This is a genomic window from Burkholderia sp. AU6039, assembly GCF_002223365.1.
Lineage (GTDB): Bacteria > Pseudomonadota > Gammaproteobacteria > Burkholderiales > Burkholderiaceae > Burkholderia.
In genome coordinates this window covers 389,900-414,689 of record NZ_NKFK01000005.1, presented here as the reverse complement: position 1 = coordinate 414,689, position 24,790 = coordinate 389,900, and the positions used below count along the sequence as shown (strand labels likewise).

The 24,790-nt window shown below is 64.1% G+C and carries 25 protein-coding genes; 9 read left to right on the top strand and 16 right to left on the bottom strand.

Annotated elements, in window-relative coordinates:
• Positions 1 to 116: 116 nt before the first annotated feature.
• Together CFB39_RS40275 and CFB39_RS19645 are read right to left on the bottom strand one after the other, a co-directional pair.
• Positions 117 to 281 (bottom strand): hypothetical protein, encoded by a 165-nt coding sequence (locus CFB39_RS40275; protein WP_179257709.1) that lies wholly within the window; start codon positions 279 to 281, stop codon positions 117 to 119.
• 32 nt (positions 282 to 313) lie between these two features.
• Positions 314 to 1,351, bottom strand: coding sequence for a hypothetical protein (locus CFB39_RS19645; protein ID WP_218829809.1), 1,038 nt, complete (start codon positions 1,349 to 1,351; stop codon positions 314 to 316).
• Positions 1,352 to 1,363: 12 nt separating this feature from the next.
• Between CFB39_RS19645 and CFB39_RS40590 the strand changes: the two genes are divergently transcribed.
• On the top strand, positions 1,364 to 1,741 hold the full coding sequence (locus CFB39_RS40590) for a hypothetical protein (protein ID WP_218828880.1): 378 nt from the start codon (positions 1,364 to 1,366) through the stop codon (positions 1,739 to 1,741).
• 65 nt (positions 1,742 to 1,806) lie between these two features.
• Here the strand turns inward: CFB39_RS40590 and CFB39_RS19640 are convergent, their stop codons facing one another.
• Positions 1,807 to 2,667 carry a hypothetical protein gene (locus CFB39_RS19640; RefSeq protein ID WP_089474095.1) on the bottom strand — a complete coding sequence of 287 codons (861 nt, stop codon included), beginning with the start codon at positions 2,665 to 2,667 and terminating at the stop codon, positions 1,807 to 1,809.
• Positions 2,668 to 3,042: 375 nt separating this feature from the next.
• Here CFB39_RS19640 and CFB39_RS19635 point away from each other — a divergent pair, with 375 nt between their 5' ends.
• Positions 3,043 to 3,951: a 5'-nucleotidase gene (locus tag CFB39_RS19635; RefSeq protein ID WP_089474094.1), complete on the top strand. Its 909-nt coding sequence runs from the start codon at positions 3,043 to 3,045 to the stop codon at positions 3,949 to 3,951.
• A 16-nt stretch (positions 3,952 to 3,967) separates the two neighbouring features.
• On the top strand, positions 3,968 to 4,354 hold the full coding sequence (locus CFB39_RS19630; RefSeq protein WP_144030282.1) for a hypothetical protein: 387 nt from the start codon (positions 3,968 to 3,970) through the stop codon (positions 4,352 to 4,354).
• 31 nt (positions 4,355 to 4,385) lie between these two features.
• Here the strand turns inward: CFB39_RS19630 and CFB39_RS19625 are convergent, their stop codons facing one another.
• The 11 genes from CFB39_RS19625 to CFB39_RS40875 form a co-directional block, all read right to left on the bottom strand.
• Positions 4,386 to 5,474: a porin gene (locus CFB39_RS19625; protein WP_089474092.1), complete on the bottom strand. Its 1,089-nt coding sequence runs from the start codon at positions 5,472 to 5,474 to the stop codon at positions 4,386 to 4,388.
• A 196-nt stretch (positions 5,475 to 5,670) separates the two neighbouring features.
• Entirely contained in the window at positions 5,671 to 6,006 is a 336-nt protein-coding gene (locus CFB39_RS19620; RefSeq protein WP_089474091.1) for a Rieske 2Fe-2S domain-containing protein, read from the bottom strand.
• Positions 6,007 to 6,009: 3 nt separating this feature from the next.
• Positions 6,010 to 6,321: a YciI family protein gene (locus CFB39_RS19615; protein WP_046549162.1), complete on the bottom strand. Its 312-nt coding sequence runs from the start codon at positions 6,319 to 6,321 to the stop codon at positions 6,010 to 6,012.
• 5 nt (positions 6,322 to 6,326) lie between these two features.
• Positions 6,327 to 6,470, bottom strand: coding sequence for a hypothetical protein (locus CFB39_RS40270; protein WP_175239312.1), 144 nt, complete (start codon positions 6,468 to 6,470; stop codon positions 6,327 to 6,329).
• Positions 6,471 to 6,498: 28 nt separating this feature from the next.
• Positions 6,499 to 7,566: a maleylacetate reductase gene (locus CFB39_RS19610; protein WP_089474090.1), complete on the bottom strand. Its 1,068-nt coding sequence runs from the start codon at positions 7,564 to 7,566 to the stop codon at positions 6,499 to 6,501.
• 8 nt (positions 7,567 to 7,574) lie between these two features.
• Positions 7,575 to 9,041, bottom strand: a complete 1,467-nt coding sequence (locus tag CFB39_RS19605) for an aldehyde dehydrogenase family protein (RefSeq protein WP_089474089.1) — start codon at positions 9,039 to 9,041, stop codon at positions 7,575 to 7,577.
• Between the two features lie 51 nt (positions 9,042 to 9,092).
• Positions 9,093 to 10,112, bottom strand: coding sequence for a hydroxyquinol 1,2-dioxygenase (locus CFB39_RS19600; RefSeq protein ID WP_089474088.1), 1,020 nt, complete (start codon positions 10,110 to 10,112; stop codon positions 9,093 to 9,095).
• A 38-nt stretch (positions 10,113 to 10,150) separates the two neighbouring features.
• The gene (locus CFB39_RS19595) at positions 10,151 to 10,645 is read right to left on the bottom strand and encodes a hydroxyquinol 1,2-dioxygenase (protein WP_089474087.1); all 495 of its coding nucleotides are present in this window, start codon (positions 10,643 to 10,645) and stop codon (positions 10,151 to 10,153) included.
• 115 nt (positions 10,646 to 10,760) lie between these two features.
• Complete coding sequence (locus tag CFB39_RS19590) at positions 10,761 to 11,690, bottom strand: LysR family transcriptional regulator (RefSeq protein WP_089474086.1); 930 nt, start codon at positions 11,688 to 11,690, stop codon at positions 10,761 to 10,763.
• A 147-nt stretch (positions 11,691 to 11,837) separates the two neighbouring features.
• The gene (locus CFB39_RS19585; RefSeq protein WP_089474085.1) at positions 11,838 to 13,094 is read right to left on the bottom strand and encodes an MFS transporter; all 1,257 of its coding nucleotides are present in this window, start codon (positions 13,092 to 13,094) and stop codon (positions 11,838 to 11,840) included.
• A gap of 615 nt (positions 13,095 to 13,709) precedes the next feature.
• The gene (locus CFB39_RS40875) at positions 13,710 to 14,087 is read right to left on the bottom strand and encodes a hypothetical protein (RefSeq protein WP_256991486.1); all 378 of its coding nucleotides are present in this window, start codon (positions 14,085 to 14,087) and stop codon (positions 13,710 to 13,712) included.
• Here CFB39_RS40875 and CFB39_RS19580 point away from each other — a divergent pair.
• The 5 genes from CFB39_RS19580 to CFB39_RS19560 all read left to right on the top strand — a co-directional run bounded on the left by CFB39_RS19580 (position 13,983) and on the right by CFB39_RS19560 (position 21,150).
• Positions 13,983 to 16,670 (top strand): type VI secretion system Vgr family protein, encoded by a 2,688-nt coding sequence (locus CFB39_RS19580; protein ID WP_256991477.1) that lies wholly within the window; start codon positions 13,983 to 13,985, stop codon positions 16,668 to 16,670. The two genes, CFB39_RS40875 and CFB39_RS19580, sit on opposite strands and share 105 nt — an antisense overlap.
• Before the next feature lie 19 nt (positions 16,671 to 16,689).
• The gene (locus CFB39_RS19575) at positions 16,690 to 19,002 is read left to right on the top strand and encodes a hypothetical protein (protein ID WP_089474083.1); all 2,313 of its coding nucleotides are present in this window, start codon (positions 16,690 to 16,692) and stop codon (positions 19,000 to 19,002) included.
• Positions 18,999 to 20,480, top strand: a complete 1,482-nt coding sequence (locus tag CFB39_RS19570) for a virulence factor (RefSeq protein ID WP_256991427.1) — start codon at positions 18,999 to 19,001, stop codon at positions 20,478 to 20,480. The genes CFB39_RS19575 and CFB39_RS19570 overlap by 4 nt, the downstream gene beginning before the upstream one ends.
• A 79-nt stretch (positions 20,481 to 20,559) precedes the next feature.
• Entirely contained in the window at positions 20,560 to 20,817 is a 258-nt protein-coding gene (locus CFB39_RS19565) for a PAAR domain-containing protein (protein ID WP_089474081.1), read from the top strand.
• A gap of 18 nt (positions 20,818 to 20,835) precedes the next feature.
• The gene (locus CFB39_RS19560; protein WP_089475604.1) at positions 20,836 to 21,150 is read left to right on the top strand and encodes a TrfB-related DNA-binding protein; all 315 of its coding nucleotides are present in this window, start codon (positions 20,836 to 20,838) and stop codon (positions 21,148 to 21,150) included.
• 18 nt (positions 21,151 to 21,168) lie between these two features.
• Here CFB39_RS19560 and CFB39_RS19555 read toward each other — a convergent pair whose 3' ends face one another.
• Positions 21,169 to 21,792 carry an NIPSNAP family protein gene (locus CFB39_RS19555; RefSeq protein ID WP_256991426.1) on the bottom strand — a complete coding sequence of 208 codons (624 nt, stop codon included), beginning with the start codon at positions 21,790 to 21,792 and terminating at the stop codon, positions 21,169 to 21,171.
• A gap of 190 nt (positions 21,793 to 21,982) precedes the next feature.
• Between CFB39_RS19555 and CFB39_RS19550 the strand changes: the two genes are divergently transcribed.
• A complete protein-coding gene (locus tag CFB39_RS19550) occupies positions 21,983 to 23,479 on the top strand; it encodes an aminotransferase class V-fold PLP-dependent enzyme (protein WP_089474080.1) in 1,497 nt (498 codons plus the stop codon).
• A gap of 135 nt (positions 23,480 to 23,614) precedes the next feature.
• On the opposite strand, the gene CFB39_RS19545 is transcribed toward CFB39_RS19550, so the two are convergent.
• Positions 23,615 to 24,718 carry a DJ-1/PfpI family protein gene (locus tag CFB39_RS19545; protein ID WP_089474079.1) on the bottom strand — a complete coding sequence of 368 codons (1,104 nt, stop codon included), beginning with the start codon at positions 24,716 to 24,718 and terminating at the stop codon, positions 23,615 to 23,617.
• Positions 24,719 to 24,790 lie beyond the last annotated feature (72 nt).

The following is a 24,790-nucleotide window of genomic DNA, read 5'->3' as shown; positions in this document are numbered from 1 at the left end:
TTCGTTTTCTTGTGTCGCCGGGGACGACAGATCCATTCGTCGGCCGAACACGGGCCGCTGCCCGAGTCCGGATCGTTCAATCGCTGCTTCGATGTGCGCCGTGTGCCCACCGGGCATTACGCAGCCGCGGGCTCGTCCTTGAACATTTCGATCACCATCGCAATCAACGCGGCGATCAGAAAGCAGATGAAGGTAGCCGCCAGCGCCGTGCCGAGGAGGGTCCCCAGAATCTCGAGGCATCCATTGAGCGCCGTCATCAGTGCAATCCAGAAAATCGTCATGTCAAGCGTTCCTCAGTGGTTGTCGACGCGGCTTACCGCCCCGTCATGAAAGCGTCCAGGTCGGCGTCGCCCTTGATCAGCAGCGATTCGCTCACGCCGTGTGCACGGGCAAGCGTCAGGCTCGACTCGAGCAGACGCACGTTGGCCTTGAGGTCGAACGCCGCCGTGGTGAGCTCGCCCAGCCGCTCGAATTCCGCTTCGAGGAACGCAAGGATCTTGCGGACTTCGGCATCGAGCGCAGCCACGATGCGTTTCGTACGCTCGGCGAGCCTGTCGGTCACTTCGCGCGCCTTCTTCCCGATGAAGGTCGACAGGAACTTGCCCGCGATGGAACCCAGGACGGCGCCCAGCACCGGCACCGGAATCAACGCCTGACCGGCTGCCGTGCACAGCCCCACGATCGCCGCGTCGCTGCAAACGAACATCCCATTGTCGATGAGCGCATCGACCGAAATCTTCCCCGACCGATAGTCGGCCACGAGCACCGCCATCCCTTTGGCGGCGCTGACGAAAGCCCCCGCAAAAGGCGCGGACATCTCGGCGCAGTTCGTCAGCGCGTAGATGGCCCCGCCGGCAATGGCGCCACCGGCCGCCCCCTTTGCGGTGGACAGGCCGACCTCCGCCCAGTCTTCGGCGTTGAAGTCGCCGGCGAAAATGTTCTTCCCGTCCCGATACTTCTGCCACAGCTTCGTGGTCAGGCTGACCGCCGCGCCAACCGCCGCCGCGCCGCCTGCTGCCTTCAACCCTTCGGCGACGGAAGGCTCGTGTTCGATGCGGATCTGGTCCTTGAGCGTCTCGTTCTGCTGCTTGAGATCCTGTTCATGGCCGTTGACCGTTTCGTCGACCTTGCCGAGCTGAACTTCACTGTAGGTCGATACCGACGGCTGCACGACCGCCGAAAACGGCTTGCCGCTCGCCAGTTCGATTTGCGCGACCTTCTCCTGAATCGCACGGATCGTCTTGTCGCTCAGTTCGCCGGTATTGCCCTTCAGCACCTCGAGAATCTGCGCGTGCTGGTCCTTCGGAATGTGATAGACGCCGTCGGTCGCGAAATCCTTGTACTTGCCCATATGCTCGAGCACATGCGTCAGCCCCTTGCTCGAACCGTTGATGAACTTCGACTGAAAGTCGATGCCGTCGATTCGATAGTCCATCGGCGCCGTTCGCCCGACACCCTCGAAGGTCGCGCCGGGTGCGACCTGCGCGAGGAAATCGCGGGCGCGGCGAACCGCGACTTCGACCTGCTCCGCGATCTCGCCGTGCTTCGTGTCCATCCGGCCGAGAATCTTCCCGGGTTCACCGATGAATTCGCGCAACGTGTTCATTGCGTCCATCGCGCTGTCGAACGCGCGATCCTGCGCCGACTGCAATGCCGCTTCGGCGGCCACGCGCGCACTGTTGATCGCATCAACCACGACACCCGCGGCCTGGTCGGCCAGGCTCGACGTGCGAGGGAATGAAGCGGCCTCGGGCAACGCGTCGCTCCCGCCAAGGTCCGCTGACGATTGAGTTGTCATGTTCGGGCTCAGGCTGCCTCGGCCAGGATGGTTTTGTTCAACAGCGCGGACAGTGCGCGAACGTGATTGATGAGGGCGCCCAGCGCATCCTTGCTTTCCGCCGAAAACTGGCCGTAGTCGGTCGGCGCGGTTTGCTTCAGCGCGGCAAGCAAGGATTTCATGCCGGCCGAATGGGTCAGCGTCAGCGTCTTGAGCCCGTCGATTTCGCCTGCGGCCATCCGGAGCGACGCGATCCCTTTCTCGATCGGGATACGCCGCTGGTGTGCTTCCTCCGCGGCCTTCGCATTGGCGCGCCACATGAACACGCCGCCGCCCACGACGGCCGCGCCGGCCAGCGTCCAGCCCACCGGGCCGGCCAGCGCGAGCAGCGCGCCGCCCGCGGACATCCCGCCGCCGCCCGCCGCCAGCGCGCCGCCACCCAGCCACGCCAGCGCGGCGTTGGTCGCCGCGGCGCCGGAGAGCGATGCGATTGCCGTGCCCGTCGACGCCGTGCCGAACGTGGTCGCGATGGCCATCGCCGCCGTCGGCGCCAGCAACGCGGTCGATGCGCCGGCGGCCACACCCACGCCCGTCGCCGCGCCGCCCGTCACGTTGATGTCGTGCATTTGCCGGTCGACTTCGGTCACCACGCCTTCGAAGGTCCGGTATTCGACCTTGTATTCAGCAAACGCGCGATCGAACTCCTTCGGCGTCGATGCCAGGCTGTTGACGTAGGCCTCGACTTCGCCGATCAGCAGTTCACTGCTCTCGCGCCGCAGCATGTAAAGCTCCGTCGCGAGCGCCTGCACCGCACCTTGGCGCTTGTCGTATTCCTTGGCTGCTGCCTCGAGCTGGCTGCGTGCGGTCGCTGCCGCCTCTCTGTTAAGCATGTCAATCTCCGGTCTGTATCGTCATTCCAACGCCACCCGTTCACGTCGGGCATGCGTCGGGCCGCAACGGCGGCTGTGGGGGCATGCGCATCTCGCGCCTGAAGCCGAGAAATATTCCATCGACTTAACGGCGCCAACAGCAGCCAACTTTAGGTTCGCAGCCGCCTCTTTGATCGATGCGTCAGGCCGGATAGTGATGTTCGTTCGGGACAATTCATGTCCCGAACGAACATGCTGCGAAAGACCGCGCTTCAGACGCGCGTCGGATGATGCCGCGTAGAACACTTTCGACCACGCGACACGATTCCGCGGGACTATCAGGACACGATTTGTCCCAGGTGTGCCGCATCCTCGCCTGCAGTCATTGGAGAGCCCATGAATTCAGGCATGAAAATCACCGTTGCGGTTTCCGCGCGGGCACTGTTCGATTTCGACGCGGAGCATCTCGTGTATCGGGACGATGATCCGTCGGCTTACCGAGCGCTGCAGGCGTCGAGGCTCGACGTGCCGGCCGGCCCCGGTGTCGCGTTCCCGCTGGTGCGCAAGCTGCTGGCATTCAATCGCGACGACGAGGCAACCGTTGACGTCGCGATTCTGTCGCGCAACGACCCCGCGACCGGCCTCCGGGTGTTTGCGTCGGCGCGGCATCACGGGCTGGCGATTCACCGGGCGATCTTCACCGGCGGTGCGCAGCCTCATCGCTACCTCGCACCGCTGGGCGCCAACCTGTTCCTTTCGACGCATGCCGGGGATGTCGAGAACGCGATGGCCGCCGGGTTCCCGGCGGCCTGCCTGTATCCGGCGCCCGCCTCTGCCGGCTGCACGCACGACGACGAATTGCGCATCGCCTTCGACGGGGATGCCGTCCTCTTCAGCGATGAAGCGGAGCGCGTGTTCCAACGGCGTCGGCTGTCCGCATTCAACGACCATGAAACGCGTCATGCGCACGCGCCGCTGCAGCCTGGCCCGCTCAAGCCGTTCCTCGTTGCCCTGTGTGCGCTGCGCGGCATGCGCGCATCCGGCATCAACGTGCGCACCGCGCTGGTGACCGCACGCAGCGCCCCGGCACACGAGCGCGCCATTCGCACGCTGATCGCGTGGGGTATCACGGTCGATGAAGCGATGTTCCTCGGCGGCAGGAACAAGGCTGGCTTCCTCGCGGAATTTCGCCCCGACATCTTCTTCGACGATCACGTCCGCAACTGTGAATCAGCCGCACACCGGGTCGCGACCGGCCACGTGCCATACGGCATCAACAACGAATCCGGGCTGATTCTTCATTGAACGAGCGAATTTGCAGATGAATCGAGAACTCGAAAACAAGCTGGTCGACACTTACCCCACCATCTATCAGGCGCTGGCGCCCCGGTTCTCCGGGAGTTGCCTGTTCGAATGCGACGACGGCTGGTACGCGATCATCGACCAGCTGTCGTGCCGGCTCGAAGCGCAAGCCCGCAAGTCGCTGCTGCTCGTGCTCGAAGTGAAGGAGAAGCTCGGCGGCCTGCGTTTCCGCGTGCGCGGCAACGTGACCCGCGAAGTGGACGGCTGGCTCGCCTCCGCGGCGAACCTGAGCCAGTGCATGTGCGAGCGTTGCGGCGATCCGGCCACGTTGCGCGGCCATACGGATGGCCGCGTTCGCACACTCTGCCCGTCATGCGCCGCGACGATGCGCTATCTGCTGGAATAGCGCGGCGCGTGATTCGGTCCGGATCGGCTCGTCAAAACACCGTATGCAACCCCACCCGCGCCACCGTCTGGCTCGCGGAACTCGATGCCCCGTTCGGGTCCAGCACGCCATTGACCTGCGCGTTCGCGCCGTTGTTCGCACGCTGATAATCCGCCGACACATACACCATCGTCCGCTTCGAGAACAGGTACTGAAGCGCCACGCTGACCTGATGCGCGTGGTTGTTGTTCACCGCTTCATTACCTTTCATGTACATGTACTTCGCACCCAGCACGACATCCGGCCTGACGTGCCACAGCCCGCCCGCTTCGGCCATCCACACGCCGGCATCGTTGAACGAGTTGTGTACGGTGGTCATCAGCGCGTTCGCTGTGACGACACCGAAGTCGTAATGCATCCCCACGCCCCAGTTGCGCACGCTGGTGGACGGCACGCCGGGCGCGGGGCCGTACTTCTCGTTCGTGTAGGCCGCGCCCACCCCGAACGGCCCCATCTCGTAGTTCACCCCGGCGCTGACCGCATTGTCCGCCCCGACCGACCCGGCCACCCCACCAAACGCATACATCGCACCACCGGAAAATCCCGAGACCGTCGGCGAACTGTACTTGACGGAATTCGCGATTGGTTTGCTACCCGCAGTGCGATCCCAATCGAATGCACCGGTCGGATTGTCCGGAAGCGCGAGACGTTGAAACGGGCCATTACGAAAACCGTACAACCCCGAGATATCCCGTGAAATCGCGTTGTTCTTCGAAAACAGCGAATCCACCATGAAGTCATACTGATTGCCCAGCGTGATACTGCCGAACCGGTTGCTTTCGAGGCCCACGTACGCATTGCGCCCAAAAATCCCTGTGCCGATGATCGCGCCGTTCGCCATCGAGAACTGGTTCACCAGCGCGAAGATCGCGCGATATCCGCCCCCGAGGTCTTCCGTGCCGCGAAAGCCGAAGAGGTTGGGCGCGAATATGCCGTCGTCAAATTTGACGTTCTTTCCGCCACCTTCGTTGCTGACATAAGAGACGCCCGCGTCGATCAACCCGAACATCGTCACGCTGCTCTGTGCCCATGCGCCCTGCGCCACGGCGAGAATCGCCACTGCTCCAAACCTGAGTTTCATTCCGTCTCCGTCTTTTTATGAAAAAGCGAGGCCACCACCTGCTACGTGGCAGGTGCTCGCTCGTTGCTGCACAAGGAATCGCCGTCATTCAGGTATCGATTACCAGACACCTGAAATATGATTAGCTTTACTGATCGATAAACACGATGGCCGTCGCATTGAACGGCCCTGGCCGCCCTTCATCAAAACACCGGAATCAAGCGCCTCGATAGACGACCCACGCGGCGGCATCCACCTCCACCACCACGGCCTCCAGCGCCCATCCCGAGCACGGCCCGTCGATACACACGCCATCGTCGAACCGGAACAGCGCACTGTGATGGGCGCACATCAGCACCTGCGACCGGTAGCAGGAAACGCTACCCGGCACGAAATCGAGCGGCACCGAAAAGTGCGGGCAACGATTCACATAAGCCCACACCTGCTCACCGCGTCTCACGACGATCACGGGGCGCCCGATGCATGCTTCGTCGACGACCCGCGCGCCGCCGTCTGGCACGTCGGAAAACCGGCAGAGTTGTCGTGCGTCCATGATTCACACTCTCTGCTCGGGGTTGCCGAGGCTCCAGTCCCACGGCCGAACCTCCACGTGCGAGAACAACCCTTCCTTCACATACGGATCGTTGCCGATGAACTGCATCACCGCCTGAATGTCGTCCGCCTCCACGACGAGCAGCGTGCCGTTCATCGCGTCGCCGTGCGGGTCGAGCGTCGGGCCGCCGAGCCGCACCACCACGCCGTGCTGGTCGGCCGAGCGCAGGTACGTCCGGTGAATCGGCCGCACGCGATCGCGCACGTCGCGCATGCCCGGCTGGTCCGTCGCAAACACCGCAAAAAATCTTGCCATGGCGGTCAGCTCCGATTGACGACGAACGCATGGAGAAGCCGCACGAGGCGCTGCATCGGCGCACGCAAGCGCGGGCTCGGCATGCCGTCGAAGCGGGCGACAACCGGCTCGGCCAGCGTGGTGTCACCGTCATGGTGGTCAAGGCTCATGGTTGTCTCCGTTGGCGCATCCGGCCTTTCATTGCGGCGCGCGCCCTTCCCATGCGCGCTGAAGCAGCGCGCGAATCGCGTCGCGCTCGATCGGCCGCGGATTCGCATACGGGTTGCGGCACGCGAGATCGGCCGCTTCGTCGAGGCCGGCCTCCGACATTCCGATATCGGCGAGCGCCGGCGCGATGCCGAGCCGCGCGTTCAGCGCGAACAGCAGCGGGCCGGCTTCGGCCGCGTCGTTCCCGCCCAGCGCGCGCGCCACGCGGCGCAGCGCATCGGGCGCGGCAGCGTGGTTGTAGTGCGCGGTATGCGGCAGCATCGCCGCATGGGTCTGCGCGTGCGGCAGGTTGAAGGTGCCGCCGAGCGTGTGGCACAGCTTGTGATGCAGCGCCATGCCGACTGCGCCCAGGCAGGTTCCCGCAAGCCACGCGCCGTACAGCGCGCGGCTACGCGCGTCGCGGTTCGCCGGATCGCGCACGACCACGGGCAGCGCTTCGCCGAGCGCGCGGATCGATTCTTCCGCCATCAGGCTGATCACCGGGTTCGCGTCTTCCGCGTACAGCGCCTCGACGGCATGCGCCATCGCATTGATGCCCGATGCCGCGGAAATGTCCGGCGGCAGCGACAACGTCAGCGACGGGTCGTAGAGCACCGTCCGCGGCAGCACGCGCGCGTCGCGCCCGGTGCGCTTCAGCCGGCCTTCCGTGAGCCCGAAGATCGGCGTCATCTCCGAGCCGGCGTACGTCGTCGGCACGGCCAGGATCGGCAGCACCGATTCGAGCGCAATCGCCTTGCCCAGCCCGATCGTCGACCCGCCGCCAATCGCGACGCAACAGTCCGCTTCCAGCTCGGCAGCCATCTCGCGCGCCGCATGCGCGACCTCGATCGGCACGTGCATGACCGCCTGCGCACAGATGCCGGCCGCGCGCTCGCCCAGGATCGCTTCCACGCGCTCGGCGAGCGGCCGCTGCTCGGGCGTGGACAGGATCAGCGCGCGGCGGGCGCCGAGCGTCGACAGCTCGTCCGGCAGCCTGTCGAGCGCGCCCCATTCGAATACCACGCGGGACGGGGTGCCCTGATAGACGAAGCGATCCATGGCGAACCTCAGCGCTTGAAGTGCGGCGGCACGTTGCCGTCGACGTTGACCCACACCGACCGCGCCTCGGTGTAGTCGTGCATCGCCTCGAAGCCCATCTCGCGGCCGTAGCCCGACTGGCCGACGCCGCCGAACGGGCTGCCCGGATTGACGCGCTTGTAGCAGTTGATCCAGCACATGCCCGCGTTGATCTGCGACGCCATCTTGTGTGCGCGGGACAGATCCTTCGTCCACAGGCCGCTGCCCAGCCCGTATTCGGTTGCGTTCGCGATGGCCAGCGCTTCGTCGTCGCTGCCGAAGCGCAGCACCGTGACGAACGGGCCGAACACTTCTTCCTGCGCGATACGGTCGGCCGCACTCCTGGCCTCGATGACCGTCGGGCGCACGTAGTAGCCGTTGGCGAGCGCGGGGTCCTGCGGCGCGCTGCCGCCGGTGAGCACACGGCCGCCCTGCTCGCGCGCGACATCGACGAACGCCAGCACGCGATCGAGGTGCTGCTTCGACGTCAGCGGTCCCATCTCGGTGTTCGCATCGAGCGGGTTGCCGATCCGGATCGACGATGCGAGCGCCACGAAGCGCTCGAGGAACGCATCGGCGATGCGCTCGTGCAGCACGAGACGCGAGCCGGCGATGCACGCCTGCCCCTGGTTGTGGAAGGTCGCCCACGCGGCGCCGTTGATGGCCGCGTCGAGATCGGCATCGTCGAACACGATGTTGGCGCCCTTGCCGCCCAGTTCGAGCTGCACGCGCTTCAGGTTGCCCTGCGACGCTTCGACGATCCGGCGGCCGGTGGCCGTCGATCCCGTGAACGCGATCTTGCCGACGCCCGGATGTTCGGCGAGCCGCTGGCCGGCCGTATGCCCATAGCCGGGGACGATGTTGACGACGCCCGCCGGAAACCCGACCTCGGCCATCAGCTCGACGATGCGCAGCGTCGACAGCGGGGTGATTTCCGACGGCTTGAGCACTACCGTGTTGCCGGCCGCGAGCGCCGGGCCCATCTTCCAGCTCGTGAACATCAGCGGAAAATTCCACGGCACGATCTGGCCGACGACACCGATCGGCGCGCGCTGCACGTAGTTCAGGAAGCCCGTCTCGACAGGAATCACGGAGCCTTGCAGCTTGTCGGCCATGCCGCCGAAGTAGCGGAAGCACGCGGCCGTGCGCGGCACGTCGAGCGCACGCGAATCGCGGATCGGGTGGCCGGTGTCCAGCGATTCGAGTTGCGCCAGCTCCTCCGCGTTGGCCTCGATCGCATCAGCCAGGCGCAGCAACAACCGGCCGCGTTCGGCGGCCGGCAGCGCCGACCATTTGGGGAACGCGCGCGTCGCGGCTTCGACGGCCAGGTCGACGTCCGCCGCGGCGGCGGCCGCGATCTTCGTGATGACGGAGCCGTCGTGCGGGTTCAGCACGTCGATCGTGCCGCGGTCGACGGCGTCAACGAAGCGCCCGTCGATGAAGAGTTGGGTTTGCATGAATCGTCCTCGGTGTATGGCGTGAAGCGCAAGCGGAAACCGGCGCGCCGCTCAGAACGCGATCGGATACGGCGCGAGCTCGCCGCTCTCATAGCGCTGCGGCAGGTTCGGTGTCGCGTTTTCCCAGACCAGCAGCATCGACCGCTTCGTGGAATAGCCCTGATGCCGGATATCGGCAGGCATCGCGCAGATGTCGCCGGCACGCATCGTCACGCGGGCGCGCGGCGCGCCGGTGTTCTTGTCGCCGATGTCCCACACGATTTCGTCGGACAGTTGCAGGAACCATTCAACGCGGTCGTTGCCATGAAACACCGGCAGGATGAATTCCTCGGTGGTCGGGCAGAACAGGCTGCGCCCGCACACCGACGTGACCGACGGATTCCACGTCACGTCCGAACGCGACAGGTACTTGAACAGGTTGAATGCGTGCAGCTCGCCTTCGAAGCCCGGCTCGACGTGCACTTCCGGTTCGTCCTGCGCGACGTCGAGGAACGCGCGGTTGACCGGCAGGTCGTCACGCAGCGGCGAATCGCCTTCGAGGCCCGGCATGCGGCGCGTCGCGATCCGCGTGCGCTCGATCGCCGAGCCGTTCTCGCCGTGCTTGCGCCCGAACGCCGTGCCGGTTTCCTCGGGCGCCGCGAACGGATCGAAGCCTTCGTTCGTCCAGTCGTGCAGCATCGCCTTGAAGGTCGCCATGATCGTGGGCGTGTCGAAGGTCTCGGTGTAGTCCACGCCGGCGTCCTTCAGGATGCCGTTGAAGGTGCCTGCGTACATGTCCACCTTGCCGTAGTGGTTGCGCGTGCCGAACACGTGGTCGAAGTTCACCCAGCCGTAAAAGAAGCCCCATGCCACGTCGCGCATCATCGCGCGCAGGAACGCGTCCGCCGGCATCGCGTGCGTGCGGGTCTGGCCTTTCGCGGGCCAGCTGATCTTCACGAAATATTCGTCGCGCTGGAATTCGAATGCGCCGAGCTGGAAGCGGCGGTAGCCGGTGACGGCATCGGGTTCGGTGGCTTGCACCAGATCGGCGGCGAAGCCTGCGGACGTGTCGAGGGTGTCGAGAGTGGCCATAACGTGTCTCCTGGAAGTGTCGAATGAGGTCGGACGAATCAGTGCAGGCAGATGTCGGCCCACTTCTCCACGGACAGCTCGCCCAGGATGGTCTGCACGAGTGCGACGCCCGGCTTGCCGGCGGTGAAGCGGTATGCACAGCCGGCCGGCAGCAGCGCCTGATGGCCCTGGCGCAATACGACGTAGCCCATCTTGCGGCCGGCCGGCTGCGTGCCGGCGTTCACGGTGCCGCGGCCCGATTGCGGCGGCGTATCGAGCTTGATGAATTCGATCCGGACTTCGCCATCCATCTGGATCACGAACTCATCGTGCGCGCATGCGAACCACGGCGACTGGCCGTCGGTCCGCAGCACTTCGATCACGTATTCGAGGTTCTTGCCGGCGACGACCTTTTCATAAGGGGCCGACTTCGATGCGACCTCGAAGACATTCGAGAACGCGTAGTGTTGAGCGCTGCCGCTCGTGATTTCGATCTCGCCCTTCCGGTAATCGTTGAGCGAGCCAAAGACGGTGTGGAATGCCGTGTCGGTCATTTCTGTCTCCTGAGTTGAACCGCTTGTTGGATTCCACTCTAGGGGCAAGCACCCACCGCAACAAGGCACGGGACGGCGACTACGGCATTTGCGTTTCGCGAATAATCCGCGCGCTTCAACGCACCCAGCCACGCTCCAGAAGGGGACGATCCCACGGCGATTCGTCGCCGATGGTTTCCGCGAGGAACTCGACCAGCGCCTTCACTTTCAACGCCTGTCGCTGCGTTGCGGGATAAACCGCGGCAAAGCTCAGCGGCGAGAGCTGAAAGTCGGTCAGGATCGGCACCAGCCGGCCCGCGACGAGCGCCTCGCTCGCCACGAGCGTCGGCAGGCACACGACGCCGCCGCCGGACAGCGCGTACTCGCGCAGCAGGTGCACGGAGTTCGAGCGGATCATGCCCGGCAACTCCATTTCGACGACCTCGTCGCCGCGCGTCATCGTCCAGCGGTTGCGCGACGGATAGCCCGAATAGAGCGCGGTGGTGTGCTGCAGCAGGTCGCGCGGATGTTGTGGCGCACCATGCGCGTCGAGGTACGCTGGCGACGCGCAGAAGAGGCGCCTGACGGTGAACAGCCGCCGTTCGATCAGCGACTCGGAGATCGGCGGAAAGATCTGGAACGCGATGTCGAACCCTTCTTCGACAGGGTCCACGACACGGTCATTGACGATGACGTCGAGCTGGATGCCCGGGTAGCGCCGGTTGAACTCCACCAGCGGCGCGCCGAAGTGATCGAGCGCGAAACCGGGCAGCATCTGGATGCGCAGCCGCCCGGTCGGGGTCGCGCGCAGCTCGCGCATCTGGTCGGTCAGCTCGTTGACACGCCCCACCACGTCCGCGCATTCGCGATAAAACGCCTCACCCACGTCGGACAGGCGCACGTGGCGCGTGCTGCGATGGAACAGCGGCGCGTTGACGAACTTCTCGAGCTGCTGGATGCGGTTCGTCACGACCGAGCTGGTCACGCCAAGCTGCCGCGCCGCCTCGGCGAAGCTGCTCGCCTCCGCCACCCGGACGAATGCCTCGATGCTCAGGAACCGGTCCATACCGCGCCCTTTTTCGACAGCGAAACCGGCAGTCTACCCGTGCGGATCACGGGCTGTGTCATGCGGGAGGCGTCACTCTGTCACCCAATCGATGTCAATCGTCGATGACGCCGGCCCGTGCATGCGCCGCCCTGCCGCTGTATTGCCTTACCGCGATTGCTCGCCCGCCGCCAGTTCCGGTTGCACGGCCGCCAACCGACGCTGCAGCACGGCCGGTGCGGTTTCCTTCAGCAGCAGGCTGACCACGATGCCCAGCATGACCGCGCACATCGGCAGCCACAGAATGTTCTGGATGCCAAAGTGTGCGGCGACGTAGCCGCCCATCGCCGGCGCGATGCCGCCGCCGAAGATCTCGCCGACCCCGACCACCACGCCGATCGACGTCGACACGAGCCCGATGGGCGCGGCCTCGGTCGCCACCGGGCCGGACAGCAGCGACACCAGCCCGAGCGTGAAGAACGACGCGACGAACAGCACCCCGAACAATGCGAGCGGCTGCGGGCCGAGGCCGCGGAAGATATAGAGCATCACGGCCGTCCCGGCGAAGCCGACGATGCTCGCGAGGCGGCGGCCGACCAGGTCGGACAGCCCCGGCAACCCGAATTGCCCGAGAAAACCGCCGAAACCGATCGCAGACACGACGAGGCCCATCTTCTGCGTGCCGAGCGCCAGGTAGTCGGTCAGGTACAGCGGCAACAGCGCGCCGAGCACGAATACGCCGGTCATCGCGCAGCACAAGGCGGCCATCGCCACGAGGATGTTGCGGCTCTTGAGCACATGGCCGAGCGACGCCGGCGCATGCTCCGACGCGACGGCCTTCGTGACCTTCGGCTCGCGGATCACGAAGAACATGATCGCGCCGAGGATCAGGCCGGGCACGGCGACGAGCGCAAAGACCCAGCGCCACGACACGAAGCCGAGCAGTTGCGTCGCGATGATCGGCGACAGCGCGAGCCCGAACAGCGCGAAGCCGCTTTGCTGCAGGCCGAGGTTCAGCCCGCGCCGCCGCGGATGCGATGCATCGGCCGTCGCGGCAAAACTCGTCGGGCAGAACGAGCCCTCCGCGACACCCATCAGGCCGCGAATCGCCATCAGCCCGAGCAGGCCGCCCGCCAGCCCCGAGAAGCCCGACAGCAGCGAGAACGCGATGATGGCCGGAATCAGCACCTTGCGGCGGCCGATCTTGTCGGAGATGCCGCCCATCAGCGCCGCGAAGATCCCCCACGACAGGCCGAGCACGCCGATGCAGTTGCCGACGTCCTGCGCGTTCAGGTTGAGGTCCTTCATGATCGAAGGGAACAGCGGCGCGATCAGCCAGCGATCGAGGCCGACCAGCCCGAAGCCGAGCGCCAGCAGCGTGACCGCCTTCCATTCGTATGAGGTATCCCACTCGTTTGCTTTCATGTCCGTCTCCGTGGACACAGGTTCGCCTGCGCGTGCCGCAGCGCCAGCGCATGAGCCCGGTCCGATGTCTTTTGTGTGCGACGCGAATCGCGAGGAAGTGCCGGCTGGCGTTCGGGTGCCACGCGTTGGGTTCAATCAGCCGACGTCACCACGATAGGTGCACGGCCGCCAATCGGGTATGGAACAACCGACGAACGCGCCATTCGCGAAATGCAAATAATCCCGGGGGGTGCCGGAAATGGTCGACGGGGAAACGCGAAGAGCGCGGGCGCGGCATCGAAGTGACGCTCGCTCGGGCGTCACGGGGGAATTCCCTCATGGACATCGGGGCATCCACGCAAGGCGCCATTCACGCCATGCATGCACAGAAGTCGACAGCCGGGTAGCGGGGGGCGAAAAACGGGGGCAAACCAAGATGCACCGGACGAGCACCGGCGCAATCCTGTTCACCTCCCTTTCCGACACCGCAATGCGCCGCAGTTCGTCCAGACATGGGATGGATCTTATTCTTCACACCTTTCATTCAATTTATTTCGATGAAAAATAAATCAATATCCGTCGACTCAACAATAAATTCTCATTCAAAACATTCACCCTCATTACCAAACACAAATTTCAATCCATCGAAAAGAATGTCAAATACAGTCTCCCCGAAATAGAAAAACCATCTCTAAATATCAAATCATTTATCGCGACAAATAAGTTTGATACCCTCCATCGCAAATTTTCCAGAACCTTATTTTTATTTACCTCAAAGCTCAATTCGAACCAATCCGAATTGAGAACGAAAATAACGAGATTGCGGTGATGTCGATAGAAAGTACATTCCGAAATTTTGCGCCCGGTCTGATGGGCGGCAACCAGCGGCCTGTCGATCTCTATTTCGGGCTGGCGCAACGCACGGTCGGCCATCTGCTGGCGCTCCATCACGCCGATATTCGCGAAGGGTTGATATCGGGGATCGACGGGCAACTGACCTGCGTGTCCACTCACGCTCATCTGTCGCCCGCGCTGTTTCTCGGTCTACCCGTGTCGGTCCGGCTGACGACCGATCGCGGCGGTATTCGAGCGATCAACGCGATCGTGCGCGACGTGCGGACCGGCCAATCCGACGGTGAACTGACCGTGTACCAGTTGCACGTGTGCGACGCCCTGTCGCTGATGGACCGCCGCACCAACGCCCGCCTGTTCCGATCGTGCAACGTGATCGACATTCTGGCGACGCTGATGAATGAGTGGAAACATCGCAGCCCCGCACTCGCGCAGGCATTCGATTTCGATCTGTCGGCATTGCGGGCCGAACGCTATCCGGTGCGCGAACTGACACGGCAGGTGAACGAGTCCGACGCGCGCTTCATCCGGCGTCTGTTGCGTCGGGACGGCATCACGGTATTTGCGAAGGCGGGACCGATCGGCGGGGCGAGCGGCATGCCCGACGAACGCCCGGTCCACACCCTCCTGTTTTGCGATGATCCCTATCGCCTGACGGAAGCGCCGGCCGGCACCGTCCGCGTCCATCCGCGCGATGCCGGAGTCGAACCACGCGACACGGTAACGCTCTTTGCATGCTGCCAAAGCCTGTCGCCCGGCCAAGTCAGCCGTCCGTCGTGGGATTACAAGAAAGCCCGCGTAGACGAATCCACGAGTGTCACCGACATCGATCAGGGCGAGTCGGGAAACGACCTCGCGCACCTGCTGACCGACGTCGCGATCGACATTCCGCACGTCGGCGATTCGTGGAGCGATCACGATCGCCTCACGCACGACCGGATGCTCGCGCATCAGTTCGAAGCCGTCCGCCATGAAGGCATCAGCAGCGTGCGCGACCTGCCGGTCGGTCACTGGTTCACGTTGACCGGCGACCCCGAGCTGGATATGAAGCCCGCCGATCATCGGCAGTTTGTCGTCACGTCGGTTCGGCACGATATCTGGAACAACCTGCCGAAGATCCTGGCAGGTCGCGTGAACGGGCTGTTCACGGCAAGCCGTCACCTGGCGCAAGTCGTTCCGCCGGCGCCGGCCGATGCATCGGGACGAACGGACACGCGCTATGAGAACAGCTTCACGTGCGTGCGACGCGGCGTGCCGCTCACGCCTTCCTACGATCCGCGAATCGATGTGCCGCCGGTTCACCTGCTCACCGGCACGATCGTCGGCACACAAGGAGAGGAAGTGTTTTGCGATGAGGCCGGCCGCGTGCGCGTGCAGATTCACGGCTACGACCCGGTCGATCACGCCCACGCGCAAGGCGCCGGAACGACCGGCCTGGCCGGCGACAGCGCGCCGATTCGCGTCGGAGCAAGTCTCGCGGGGAAATACTTCGGCGCGCTTTTCCTGCCTCGGGTCGGCATGGAGGTTTTGCTGGGCAGCCTGTCGGGCGATCCGGACCGTCTGGTGATCATCGGAATCCTGAGCAACGGCGCGAACCCGCCCGCGACCTTCAGCGATACCGGTTCGCTACCGGGCAACCGTTACTTGTCCGGGATCAAGACCAAGGAAATCAACGGACATCGGTACAACCAGCTTCGCCTGGACGATACGCCGTCGCAGATTTCGGCGCAGTTGGCGAGCGAACATGCGCATACCCAATTGAATCTCGGCTATCTGACGCAGCCCCGTCGTGATGGACACGGGAGCGACCGGGGGGAAGGCGCGGAACTGCGGACCGACGCCGCTGCGGCGTTGCGCGCCGCCCAGGGCATGCTGTTGACGACCTATGCGCGGTCGCACGCGACCGGCGGTCAACTCGATCGCGATGAGCTGATTCGCTTGCTCGACCAATGCACGGAGCTGTTCAAGTCGCTCGGCGATCATGCCGGCCAGCATGGCGGTCGCGCCGCCGACACGGCCGGCCAGGACAACCTCGCCAACGCGTTCCGTCACTGGAAACCCGGCGGATCGGAAGCGGGCGCGGCAAGTGACGCCTCCGCATTCATGGCGTTCGGCGCGCACGCAGGGTCGCTGAACGTCACGCCGAAAACGCACGTCATGTATGCGGGCGAGAACATCGATCAGATCGCGCAGCAACACATGCAGATCACGAGCGGCGAGCGGATCAATCTGCATGCCGGGCATGGCATCGCGATGTTCGCGCACGGCAACGGCGTATCGGCGATCGCGCATCGGGGGAAAGTCGCCCTTCAATCGCAGAACGACGACACGCAAATCGAGGCCGGCAAAAACATCCGGTTGACTGCCGCCGACGGCAAGCTCGCCGGCACGGCAAGCGACGAAGTCGTATTCGTCACGTCCGGCGGCGCGTATCTCAAGCTGCATGGCGGCGATATCGAACTGGGATGCCCCGGCAAGTTCACCGTGAAATCGAACGGTCATGCATGGGATGGCCCCGCCAGCATGAGCGTCGACTTGCCGACGTTCGATCAACGTCCGCTCGGCCGCGTCCCGAAGCTGGTCCGCCCAACGGACGGTCACGCGGCACCCGGGTTCGAAGGACAGATTCGAAAGGCATCGGGAACGCTGTCGGATTTGACGACCGACATGGCCGGGGAACTGCCGGAGGTCGATACCGACCGGTTCGAGAAGCTGGCGGTTCAGTTCACCAAGAAGAATGTTTAACGCAAGCGCAGGACTCCGTATGACTGATTCATCTCTCGATCCTCGACCGGCTGCGGACGTCCGCACCAACGAGCATGCCGCGAAGACCGACGTGCCCGACGCGGTTGCGCCGCGCCCGGAGCCGCCGCAGATCGTCGTCGGCCGGAGCGAAGGGGTCGCGATGTGGACGAAAGACACTCGGCTGATCTGCATCAAACAACTTCCGTTGCCCGGTATCGTCATCTTCGTGCATGGGGTGAACTCAGAAGGCGAATGGTTCGAGGCCGCCGAGCAGGGGCTGTGCGATGGCTTGAACCGCCGGCTCGGACGGCTGGACGATCAACTCAAGTATCGCGGTATCGAGGCCGGGCAACTGGTGCCTGCGAAGTACACGGAAAGCGTGACGCCGGACGGTTTTTTGAATCCGAAGCTTTGGTCCGGCAACTACATCAAATCCGACCCGTCCTTCTCTCCCGTCATTCATTTCCGATGGGGCTATCGGGCGACCGCCGCTGAGCTGAAAGAGTATGGCGACAAGATCTTTCTGAACGAGAAGGACTACTGGGGCGGCGGCCCGTTCACGAACGGTTGCGCGAGCCTGCCCGATCTCTGGCACGGCGGCCTCGACGACCGCGCGGCCGGGTGGTTGACCGTCCAGGGGATCAACCCGACCAATCGACCGCTGTATCGCGCGCCGCCCCGCGCATATGGCGTGCTCGCAGCGTTGCGCCTTGCGAGGTTGATCGAGTCGATTCGCCGCATGCAGGCCGACGTGCCGATCACCGTCGTGTGCCATAGCCAGGGCAACATCGTGGGCCTTACCGCGGCTTTCTTCGGCGATGCACTACCCGACGTCGAAGATCCGTGGGGACGTAGCGGGCGTTGCGTGGCGGATGCCTACGTGCTGGCGAATGCACCGTACAGCCTTGCGCGCGCAGACGGCCCGAATCCATCCGATACGTTCATGGATACCTGGTCGCAACGCGCGACCAGGGACGGTGGCGGCCGTCGCGGGCGGCAGACCTACACCGCCCGCACGAAAACGTTCGGCAAGTTTCTGTCGATCGTCGGTACGCGGAAGGCCTATGAACTTTCCGCAGACAAGATCGATGAAGACATGGCGAACGAACGGGTATCACCGACCAGCAAGCGGTCGTATGCCGCACACGAGGATCGGGTACGCCACGGCCTGAACGGATCGACGTATGGTCGCGTCACCGCGTATTGCTGTCCACACGACCAAGTGATTTCGGCGGTCACGGTTCAAGGCATCGGCTGGCGCGGCATCGACGAGAACGAGCTGAACGATATCGGCGTCCCCGGCGTGCTGACGCAGCGCGTCTTTGCCTCCGGCTTCCACGTCGGCGTGCAGGAGCAATATCGGTATTGGGAAGATGACTGGCGGCATGGCAAAAAGGGAACGACGTCGGGATTCTGGTATCCGCCTTCGCCACCTGCCAAATTCAACCTCATCGGTGCACTCAAGGGAAACGAGTCCGTGTTCGGGATAGCGGCCACGCTTGCATCCGCGCCGATCATGTTTTTCGTGACCCAGATCAGCTCGGCATTGAATATGTTCCGCGTGAACGCCATTCCGCCGGAGGGCTGGACCGTGGTGGCGGACGCGCCGGCACTCGACGAACCGTTCCCGCCGAAGGCGTTTCGGTTCGGCAAGCCCATCGAAACGAAGGACGGCAATGCGACAAGCGACTTCAACGAAGGCAACGATCCGCCGGCCGCATGGCGCGACGCAAGCAAGAGCGAGGCAGACAAGCGCGCGGACGATCCCTACGATCAGTACACGGCAAAGAACAAGGACAGCGTCGCGCAAGGTACGGCGGAGAGCGAAGCCGGACAGCGTTACGAGGACCGCGCGTTGATGCGGATGGAGGCGCGGAGAACGCTGAATACGGAATGGCTCGACGGTGATGGCCACGTGATCGGTGAGGACGGCAAGAGCGAAATGCCGGAGGGCTACAAGGAATGGCGCGATAAACAGATTGTCGATTGGCTCGATCGCGGCTCGACCAACAGCCCGACGAATCACTCCACGACGATGACCAATCCGAAGCATGCCGAAAAGGCGCTTGCGTACGATGTGGCGATTGGGGTTTGCTATTTGATGCCCGAGCAAATGAAAGCGCTACGGATTGAGGCGGATTGGCGGATGGGAGACGGTATTCCCAAAAATAGCCAAAACAAGAGATACGCCGAGTACTTTATGCGCGGAGAGCTTGACGGGCTTCCGATGCATGAATGGGTACATGCGGAGAGCAGTGAAGGCAAGATGCCGGGCACGATCACGGATGAACGAGAAGGTCAGTTCTATCTGAAGGTCGGGGGAGCGATATGAAGACACTGATCGGTACATGGCCACGACGTGTCGCCGTTGCGGTCGCAGCATGGATGATCGCGGCCGTGCTCATGGCCTCATTGATGGCGCACATAGAACAACCGGACCCGATTCAACTTGAAATAGGAGATTGGATGAAACGATTTGTAGTCGTACCCAGCTTGGCTGCGCTCATGGTGCTCCTGTTCACCACGGCCACGATACGGTCAGCGCACGCGGCACCCGCTACGGAACCAGTAACGCATGCAGGGCCATCCGCGGAAGAAGCGGCGAAGCCGTTCGTCGCGCAGGTTGTGGGTTTGATCTGGTTGAATCCGTTGCAACGCATGGACTATCCAACCGAATGGCAATTGCTGTGGACGCAAGGACTCGCGTCCCCGAACAAGAACGACGACATGGTGCGGACCGATCCGAAGTCCTTTACGACGCTCCAGTCGGTAGCAGGTATTGCATACGGAAACGAAGGCACAGAAACATTCGAAGGTTTCTATAGCAAGTACATGACCAAGTTCCCGCTGCTGCTTCACTCGCGCTATGCGAGCAATGCGAAATACTTCTACACGGTCAAACCTGACGATAAGAAGAGCTGGCGTGAGCTGGCTGGCATCCGTGTCGAACTTGCAATTCCGGAGCGACTCGACGCAGCCGAATCGCAAAGCTATTTGCAGGACTCTATTCGACGGACGTTTTCGATCGGGAATACGCATTTTCCAACGATGTGGAGTAAGAGCACGCTCCCCGACGTACAAATCACGCAAGGCGGCTCCAACGCCGGCTTCACATCTCTGAACAAAGCCTTCGACTACTTGCAGGCGAACCCCGACAAGAGCGTCTGGGTAGTGAACTGGGACGCACCCAACTTCCCGCCCACAGATGCACAGATCAACGAGAACCTTGTCGTGCTGTTCCTCGCCGGCCCAACCTTCAACACCGAGCGTGAACCCCTCGCCTGGATCAGCAAGGCCGCGACCGGTAACACGCTCGATTTTCCGAAGAAGGCCGGCACGACGCGCACCGTGCAGGCGTGGAAGGCGACCATAGACCAAGCGGCGCGCAACGCCGGCATCGCGGTTCCGGATCTCAAGTACATCGTCCACGACGCAGGTGCAGGCAGCGATACCGCATCGTCACGCGTCGCCGCGCTCGCACAAACCTTGACGGAAACCCTTCCCGAATACGACCACCAGAAGCAGACATTCAACACAGCCGCCCTACTCGGTGATATGGGAACCGGCAGCGCATTGACCGACGTCGCGCTCGCCATCGGCCGGATCAATCACTTCGGCGGCAACGCACTCGTCGCCGGCACGACCGATCCGGATCACCCGGTCGCGGTCGTTGTCCGGCCACCGTCGACACTCACGCCGATCGATCCCGACAAGGACTGGTTCCGCGCACGCGGCGGCAACAACGCCTACCTGCCGTGGTGGGGACGTCGACACGATACGAATTACGGCATGCAAGGCTATTCATGGTGATGCACACCGGCGCGGCAGATTGCTTCATCCGAGCGTGATCGCCGCGTCAGACCTCAAACCATTTGGAGGACGGAATCCCATGCGGGGAATTATCCGGGTAGAAGATACGCACACCCACGGCGGCCGGGTCGAATCCGGCGCCCGAAAAAGCACGGTGATGGGGCGCGCGGTCGCCCGTAGCGGCGACCCATGCTCGTGTCCGATTCATGGCGCTTGCGAGATTGCCGAGGGCGACACCGCATTCAAGGTCGAAGGTCGAGACGCTGCCTTCGATGGTCACAAGACGTCATGCGGCGCGACCTTGATTTCTTCACTTCACACTTCCGGGCGAGTTTGAATGCAGAAGACCCGACGCATGACTGCCGAACAGTTCCGCCTGTTGCGCGTGCAAAATACACGAATCAAGCCTTTGAACCAATGGGCCCTGCACGAGATTTTCGTCAAGGGCCGATCGCAGCGGGCCGTGGCGGCGGAAGTCGGCATGACGTGTTCCGCGATGTCGCAGCTTGTACGGAAGGTGTGGCAGCGGTATCTGGAGCTGCCGGGAAACTGCACGCGCCTCACCACCCTCACGATCACGATCCCGGCCAGATATGAGTCCGCACTCCAGGCATGGGTGCGGGATGCCTATCGATTGGCGGTTCAGAACGAACAAGATTCGGCAACCTGATCGGCAATTCACCGAAGCTCAACCCAGCGGAGACCATGCCTCCGGCATGCAAATCGTCGACGTAGCCCGCTCGATCTGCTGCGGTCCGCCCTTGGGCGGCCAAAGCCCTTCGGCATAGTGGCGCGCGCGCAATGCCATGCGCTCCTCCAGGCTCGAGAACCCCCAGATATGGGCGATGCGAGGCGGGCCGTCGATCGCGTACATGTTCGCGACGAGATGCGACGTATAGGCTTGCGCGGGGCCGACGGCCTGCCCCCACGCGGCGATCGTCGGCGCGATCCCGGCCGGTTTGAGCCAATAGCGGCGAAATTCGTAGAACCTGCCGAGCGTCGACGGCTCGATCGCAGGCAGGAACGGAAACAGTTCGTAGGTTTCCATGCTGAGACCCACGTGGTCACGGTCGATATTGAACGGCCCGCCGCTCATCAACGCACGACGGCGCTCCTGTTGCAGCTCGGCGATTTCATCGAAGCCGCGCAGCACGACGATCTGCCCCAATTCGCCGATTTCCGAACGCCATGCGCCAAGCAGACGCCCCGCGGCCCCCGGATCCGATACCCATCGGTGTGCGCCGGCGGAAACGGCATCCTGCTCCAGCAGCAAACACGACAACGTCGTCAGTTCATACTGCATCGCGATCATCCCTCGCAAAATGGGCAGCGGGCACGCAAATCGCACTCGCCCGCCGCCAGAAAAATAAATTCCCCCAATCCACAATTAGATAAAACGTTATTCCATATCAAGCGCAATCACCAGCCAACTTTGGATCCTTTTTCCCTTCTGTCCCCCGTATCATTTCTTCCATTCCGAAAGAAACGAGCATGAGAAGGACATGAGCGACACCACCACGCTGCACTACCTCGACTACGCCGCCACGACGCCCGCCGATCCGCGCGTGATCGAAGCGATGACGGCCTGCCTCGGCTTCGACGGCATCTTCGGCAACCCGGCATCGAGCTCGCATGCCGCCGGCCGGCTCGCGAAAGACAAGGTCGAGCAGGCCCGCGCGCAAGTCGCCGCGCTGATCGGCGCGGACGCCGACGAGATCGTCTGGACCTCGGGCGCCACCGAATCGAACAACCTCGCACTGAAGGGCTATGCGGAAAACGCGACCGGCAAGCGCCACCTGATCACGAGCCGCATCGAGCACAAGGCCATTCTCGACACGATGGCGAACCTGGCGAAGCACGGCTCGACGGTCACGTTCCTGACGCCCACGCGCGACGGCGAGATCACCGCCGACGCAGTCGCTGCCGCCATCGGCCCCGATACGGGCCTCGTGTCGCTGATGCTCGTGAACAACGAACTCGGCACGCTGACCGATATTGGCGCAATCTCGCGCATCGTGCATGACGCGGGCGCGCTGCTCCATGTCGACGCCGCGCAGGCGCTCGGCAAGACGCCGATCGACGTGCGCGCGCTCGGCATCGACATGCTGTCGATGTCCGCGCACAAGGTGTACGGCCCGAAGGGGATCGGCGCGCTGTTCGTGCGCCGCGACATCGCGGACCAGATCGCCCCGCAGATTCACGGCGGCGGGCATGAGCGCGGCTTGCGTTCGGGTACGCTCGCGACGCATCAGATCGTTGGCATGGGCGTGGCATGCGAACTGGCCGCTGCGAAGCTCGACGGCGAAGCCGCTCGAATCGCGGCGCTCGGCGCGCGCCTGACGGACGCGCTGGTCGCACTCGGCGATGTCACGCAGAACGCGGCCGCCGCGCGCCGCATCCCGCACACGCTGAGCCTGACAGTGAATGCGCCGGGCTTCTTCCCGTTCATGCTCGGCGAAGCGCTGGCCGTGTCGTCGACGTCCGCCTGCAACTCGACCAGCGGCGCACCGTCCCACGTGCTGACCGCGATCGGCCTCGATGCGGAAACGGCCGGCCGCACCGTGCGCGTGAGCTTCGGCCGCTTTACGACGGAGCAGGATGTCGATTTCGCGATCGCCTGTTTCCGCCACGCGATCGAACAGTGTCGCGCGACGGCGGCGAACGGCTTCTCCGCGTCGCGGCAGATCACGCCGGCCGACCTGAAGGCGATCCGCAATGCGGGCTTCCGCTCGGTCATCTGCAACCGGCCGGACGGCGAAGGCGACGCCCATCCGGCGTTCGACGAAATCGCCGCAGCGGCCCGCGAACTGGGCCTCGAAGCACGCTACCTGCCGGTCGAGCGCGACGGCATCGGCGATGCGGAAATCGATGCCTTCGGTGCACTGGTCGACACGCTGCAGAAGCCGGTGCTCGCGTACTGCCGCAGCGGCAGCCGCTCCGGCATGCTGTGGAGTCGGCTGTCCGCCCGGAGGACGGCCGAAGCTCCGGCCTCTGTCTGATCGATCAGGAACATCGCCCCGCCAGCGCGTGAGCGGCACAGCGTTCGCGAGGAGATCGACATGAAACGGCCGTGCCTCTACATTTCCGCTGCCCGGCGCCGGTGAATTCCGTTACAAGCGCAGCACGCACAACGGCTACTGCTTCGGATACTCCAGTTGCAGCGCGACCCAGCCAGACGTCGCATCGCCGTAGCGTGCCGCGATGTCGCCGAGCACACCGGGCAGCACCGCTTCCCCGCGCCGGTCAGCCGGCACCGTCATGCGCGCGTGCCGCGCATTCGCCGGCTGCGCCAGCAACCGCAGCCCGTGCCTCGACTCGACCACGCGCGCGTCTGCCGTCGCGACGACGTCACTGCGCCAGGTCCGCGCCCACGCGTCGGCGGTCAACGCAACCGGTAGCTCGTCGAACCCGGTTTCGACCGGAAGATCGAACGTCTCGTGCCGCCAGAACGCGACGCGGTTCGTCAACGCAACCGCCACCGCACGCGCCGTCAACGCGAACCGGCTGCCGTCGTGAACGTCACTCCATGCGTGCGCGCCGACGCGCCGCGCCGTCTCGCGCGCCGCTGCCGGCCCGGCCAGCGCACTCACCAACGCCAGCGAAGCGGGAATCGACGCCGACACGCCGGTCGTCGTCATGACGTTGCCGTCCATCACATAGCGGCGATCGTCGACCCACGTCGTATCGGTGAAGCGGCGCCGCAAACTGTCGCGCGAATACCAGTGGGACGTCGCCGTACGATGCCGCAGCACGCCGGCGTTCGCGAGCACTTCCGCGCCCTCGCAGATCGCCACCATCGTCGCGCCGGCGGCGGCCTGCTTGCGTAACCACGCCAGCACGGCGGGGCTGTCCGCGCGATGCAGCGCGGGCACGATCACCACGTCGGCCCCCGCAGCGGTCGCGGCATCGAACCGGTCGAACGTCGTATCGGCCAGCATGCGCAGCGCGGGCATCAGTTCGACCTCGCCTTCATCGGCCGATACGGCGACGACATCGACCGCCCCGGACGTCTTCAGCAGCGTGTACGGCACGATGAAATCGGTCGTCTCCGTTCCGGCGTTGTCCGCGACGATCGCCACGAGCGGCCGCGTGCGGCCCGCCTTCGGCGCGCCGATCGTCAGCGTTTGGGCGACCGGTCGTGCGTCCTCCGCCTTCACCGGCTCATGCCACCCCGCTGCACTTGCGCCCAGCATCGCGCAAACGAGCAGCACCGCCCCGCCTGTCTTCCGTCCCCGCATCGTTCACCCGCTTCCGTCGATTGCATGTCCGGAAAATTACAAGGATCATGCTCGCGGTCACAAGGACAACTC

What these genes read in the sequence shown, in the direction of transcription:
- CFB39_RS40590 (WP_218828880.1), top strand. Translation starts at nt 1,364, where the DNA reads ATGCGTCAGCCCCTTGCTCGAACCGTTGATGAACTTCGACTGAAAGTC.
- CFB39_RS19560 (WP_089475604.1), top strand. Translation starts at nt 20,836, where the DNA reads ATGACTGCCGAACAGTTCCGCCTGTTGCGCGTGCAAAATACACGAATC.
- CFB39_RS19570 (WP_256991427.1), top strand. Translation starts at nt 18,999, where the DNA reads ATGAAGACACTGATCGGTACATGGCCACGACGTGTCGCCGTTGCGGTC.
- CFB39_RS19575 (WP_089474083.1), top strand. Translation starts at nt 16,690, where the DNA reads ATGACTGATTCATCTCTCGATCCTCGACCGGCTGCGGACGTCCGCACC.
- CFB39_RS19635 (WP_089474094.1), top strand. Translation starts at nt 3,043, where the DNA reads ATGAATTCAGGCATGAAAATCACCGTTGCGGTTTCCGCGCGGGCACTG.
- CFB39_RS19620 (WP_089474091.1), bottom strand. Translation starts at nt 6,006, where the DNA reads ATGGACGCACGACAACTCTGCCGGTTTTCCGACGTGCCAGACGGCGGC.
- CFB39_RS40270 (WP_175239312.1), bottom strand. Translation starts at nt 6,470, where the DNA reads ATGAGCCTTGACCACCATGACGGTGACACCACGCTGGCCGAGCCGGTT.
- CFB39_RS19595 (WP_089474087.1), bottom strand. Translation starts at nt 10,645, where the DNA reads ATGACCGACACGGCATTCCACACCGTCTTTGGCTCGCTCAACGATTAC.
- CFB39_RS19640 (WP_089474095.1), bottom strand. Translation starts at nt 2,667, where the DNA reads ATGCTTAACAGAGAGGCGGCAGCGACCGCACGCAGCCAGCTCGAGGCA.
- CFB39_RS19590 (WP_089474086.1), bottom strand. Translation starts at nt 11,690, where the DNA reads ATGGACCGGTTCCTGAGCATCGAGGCATTCGTCCGGGTGGCGGAGGCG.
- CFB39_RS19610 (WP_089474090.1), bottom strand. Translation starts at nt 7,566, where the DNA reads ATGGATCGCTTCGTCTATCAGGGCACCCCGTCCCGCGTGGTATTCGAA.
- CFB39_RS19585 (WP_089474085.1), bottom strand. Translation starts at nt 13,094, where the DNA reads ATGAAAGCAAACGAGTGGGATACCTCATACGAATGGAAGGCGGTCACG.
- CFB39_RS19555 (WP_256991426.1), bottom strand. Translation starts at nt 21,792, where the DNA reads ATGATCGCGATGCAGTATGAACTGACGACGTTGTCGTGTTTGCTGCTG.
- CFB39_RS19565 (WP_089474081.1), top strand. Translation starts at nt 20,560, where the DNA reads ATGCGGGGAATTATCCGGGTAGAAGATACGCACACCCACGGCGGCCGG.
- CFB39_RS19550 (WP_089474080.1), top strand. Translation starts at nt 21,983, where the DNA reads ATGAGCGACACCACCACGCTGCACTACCTCGACTACGCCGCCACGACG.
- CFB39_RS19625 (WP_089474092.1), bottom strand. Translation starts at nt 5,474, where the DNA reads ATGAAACTCAGGTTTGGAGCAGTGGCGATTCTCGCCGTGGCGCAGGGC.
- CFB39_RS19600 (WP_089474088.1), bottom strand. Translation starts at nt 10,112, where the DNA reads ATGGCCACTCTCGACACCCTCGACACGTCCGCAGGCTTCGCCGCCGAT.
- CFB39_RS19605 (WP_089474089.1), bottom strand. Translation starts at nt 9,041, where the DNA reads ATGCAAACCCAACTCTTCATCGACGGGCGCTTCGTTGACGCCGTCGAC.
- CFB39_RS19645 (WP_218829809.1), bottom strand. Translation starts at nt 1,351, where the DNA reads ATGGGCAAGTACAAGGATTTCGCGACCGACGGCGTCTATCACATTCCG.
- CFB39_RS19545 (WP_089474079.1), bottom strand. Translation starts at nt 24,718, where the DNA reads ATGCGGGGACGGAAGACAGGCGGGGCGGTGCTGCTCGTTTGCGCGATG.
- CFB39_RS19630 (WP_144030282.1), top strand. Translation starts at nt 3,968, where the DNA reads ATGAATCGAGAACTCGAAAACAAGCTGGTCGACACTTACCCCACCATC.
- CFB39_RS40275 (WP_179257709.1), bottom strand. Translation starts at nt 281, where the DNA reads ATGACGATTTTCTGGATTGCACTGATGACGGCGCTCAATGGATGCCTC.
- CFB39_RS19615 (WP_046549162.1), bottom strand. Translation starts at nt 6,321, where the DNA reads ATGGCAAGATTTTTTGCGGTGTTTGCGACGGACCAGCCGGGCATGCGC.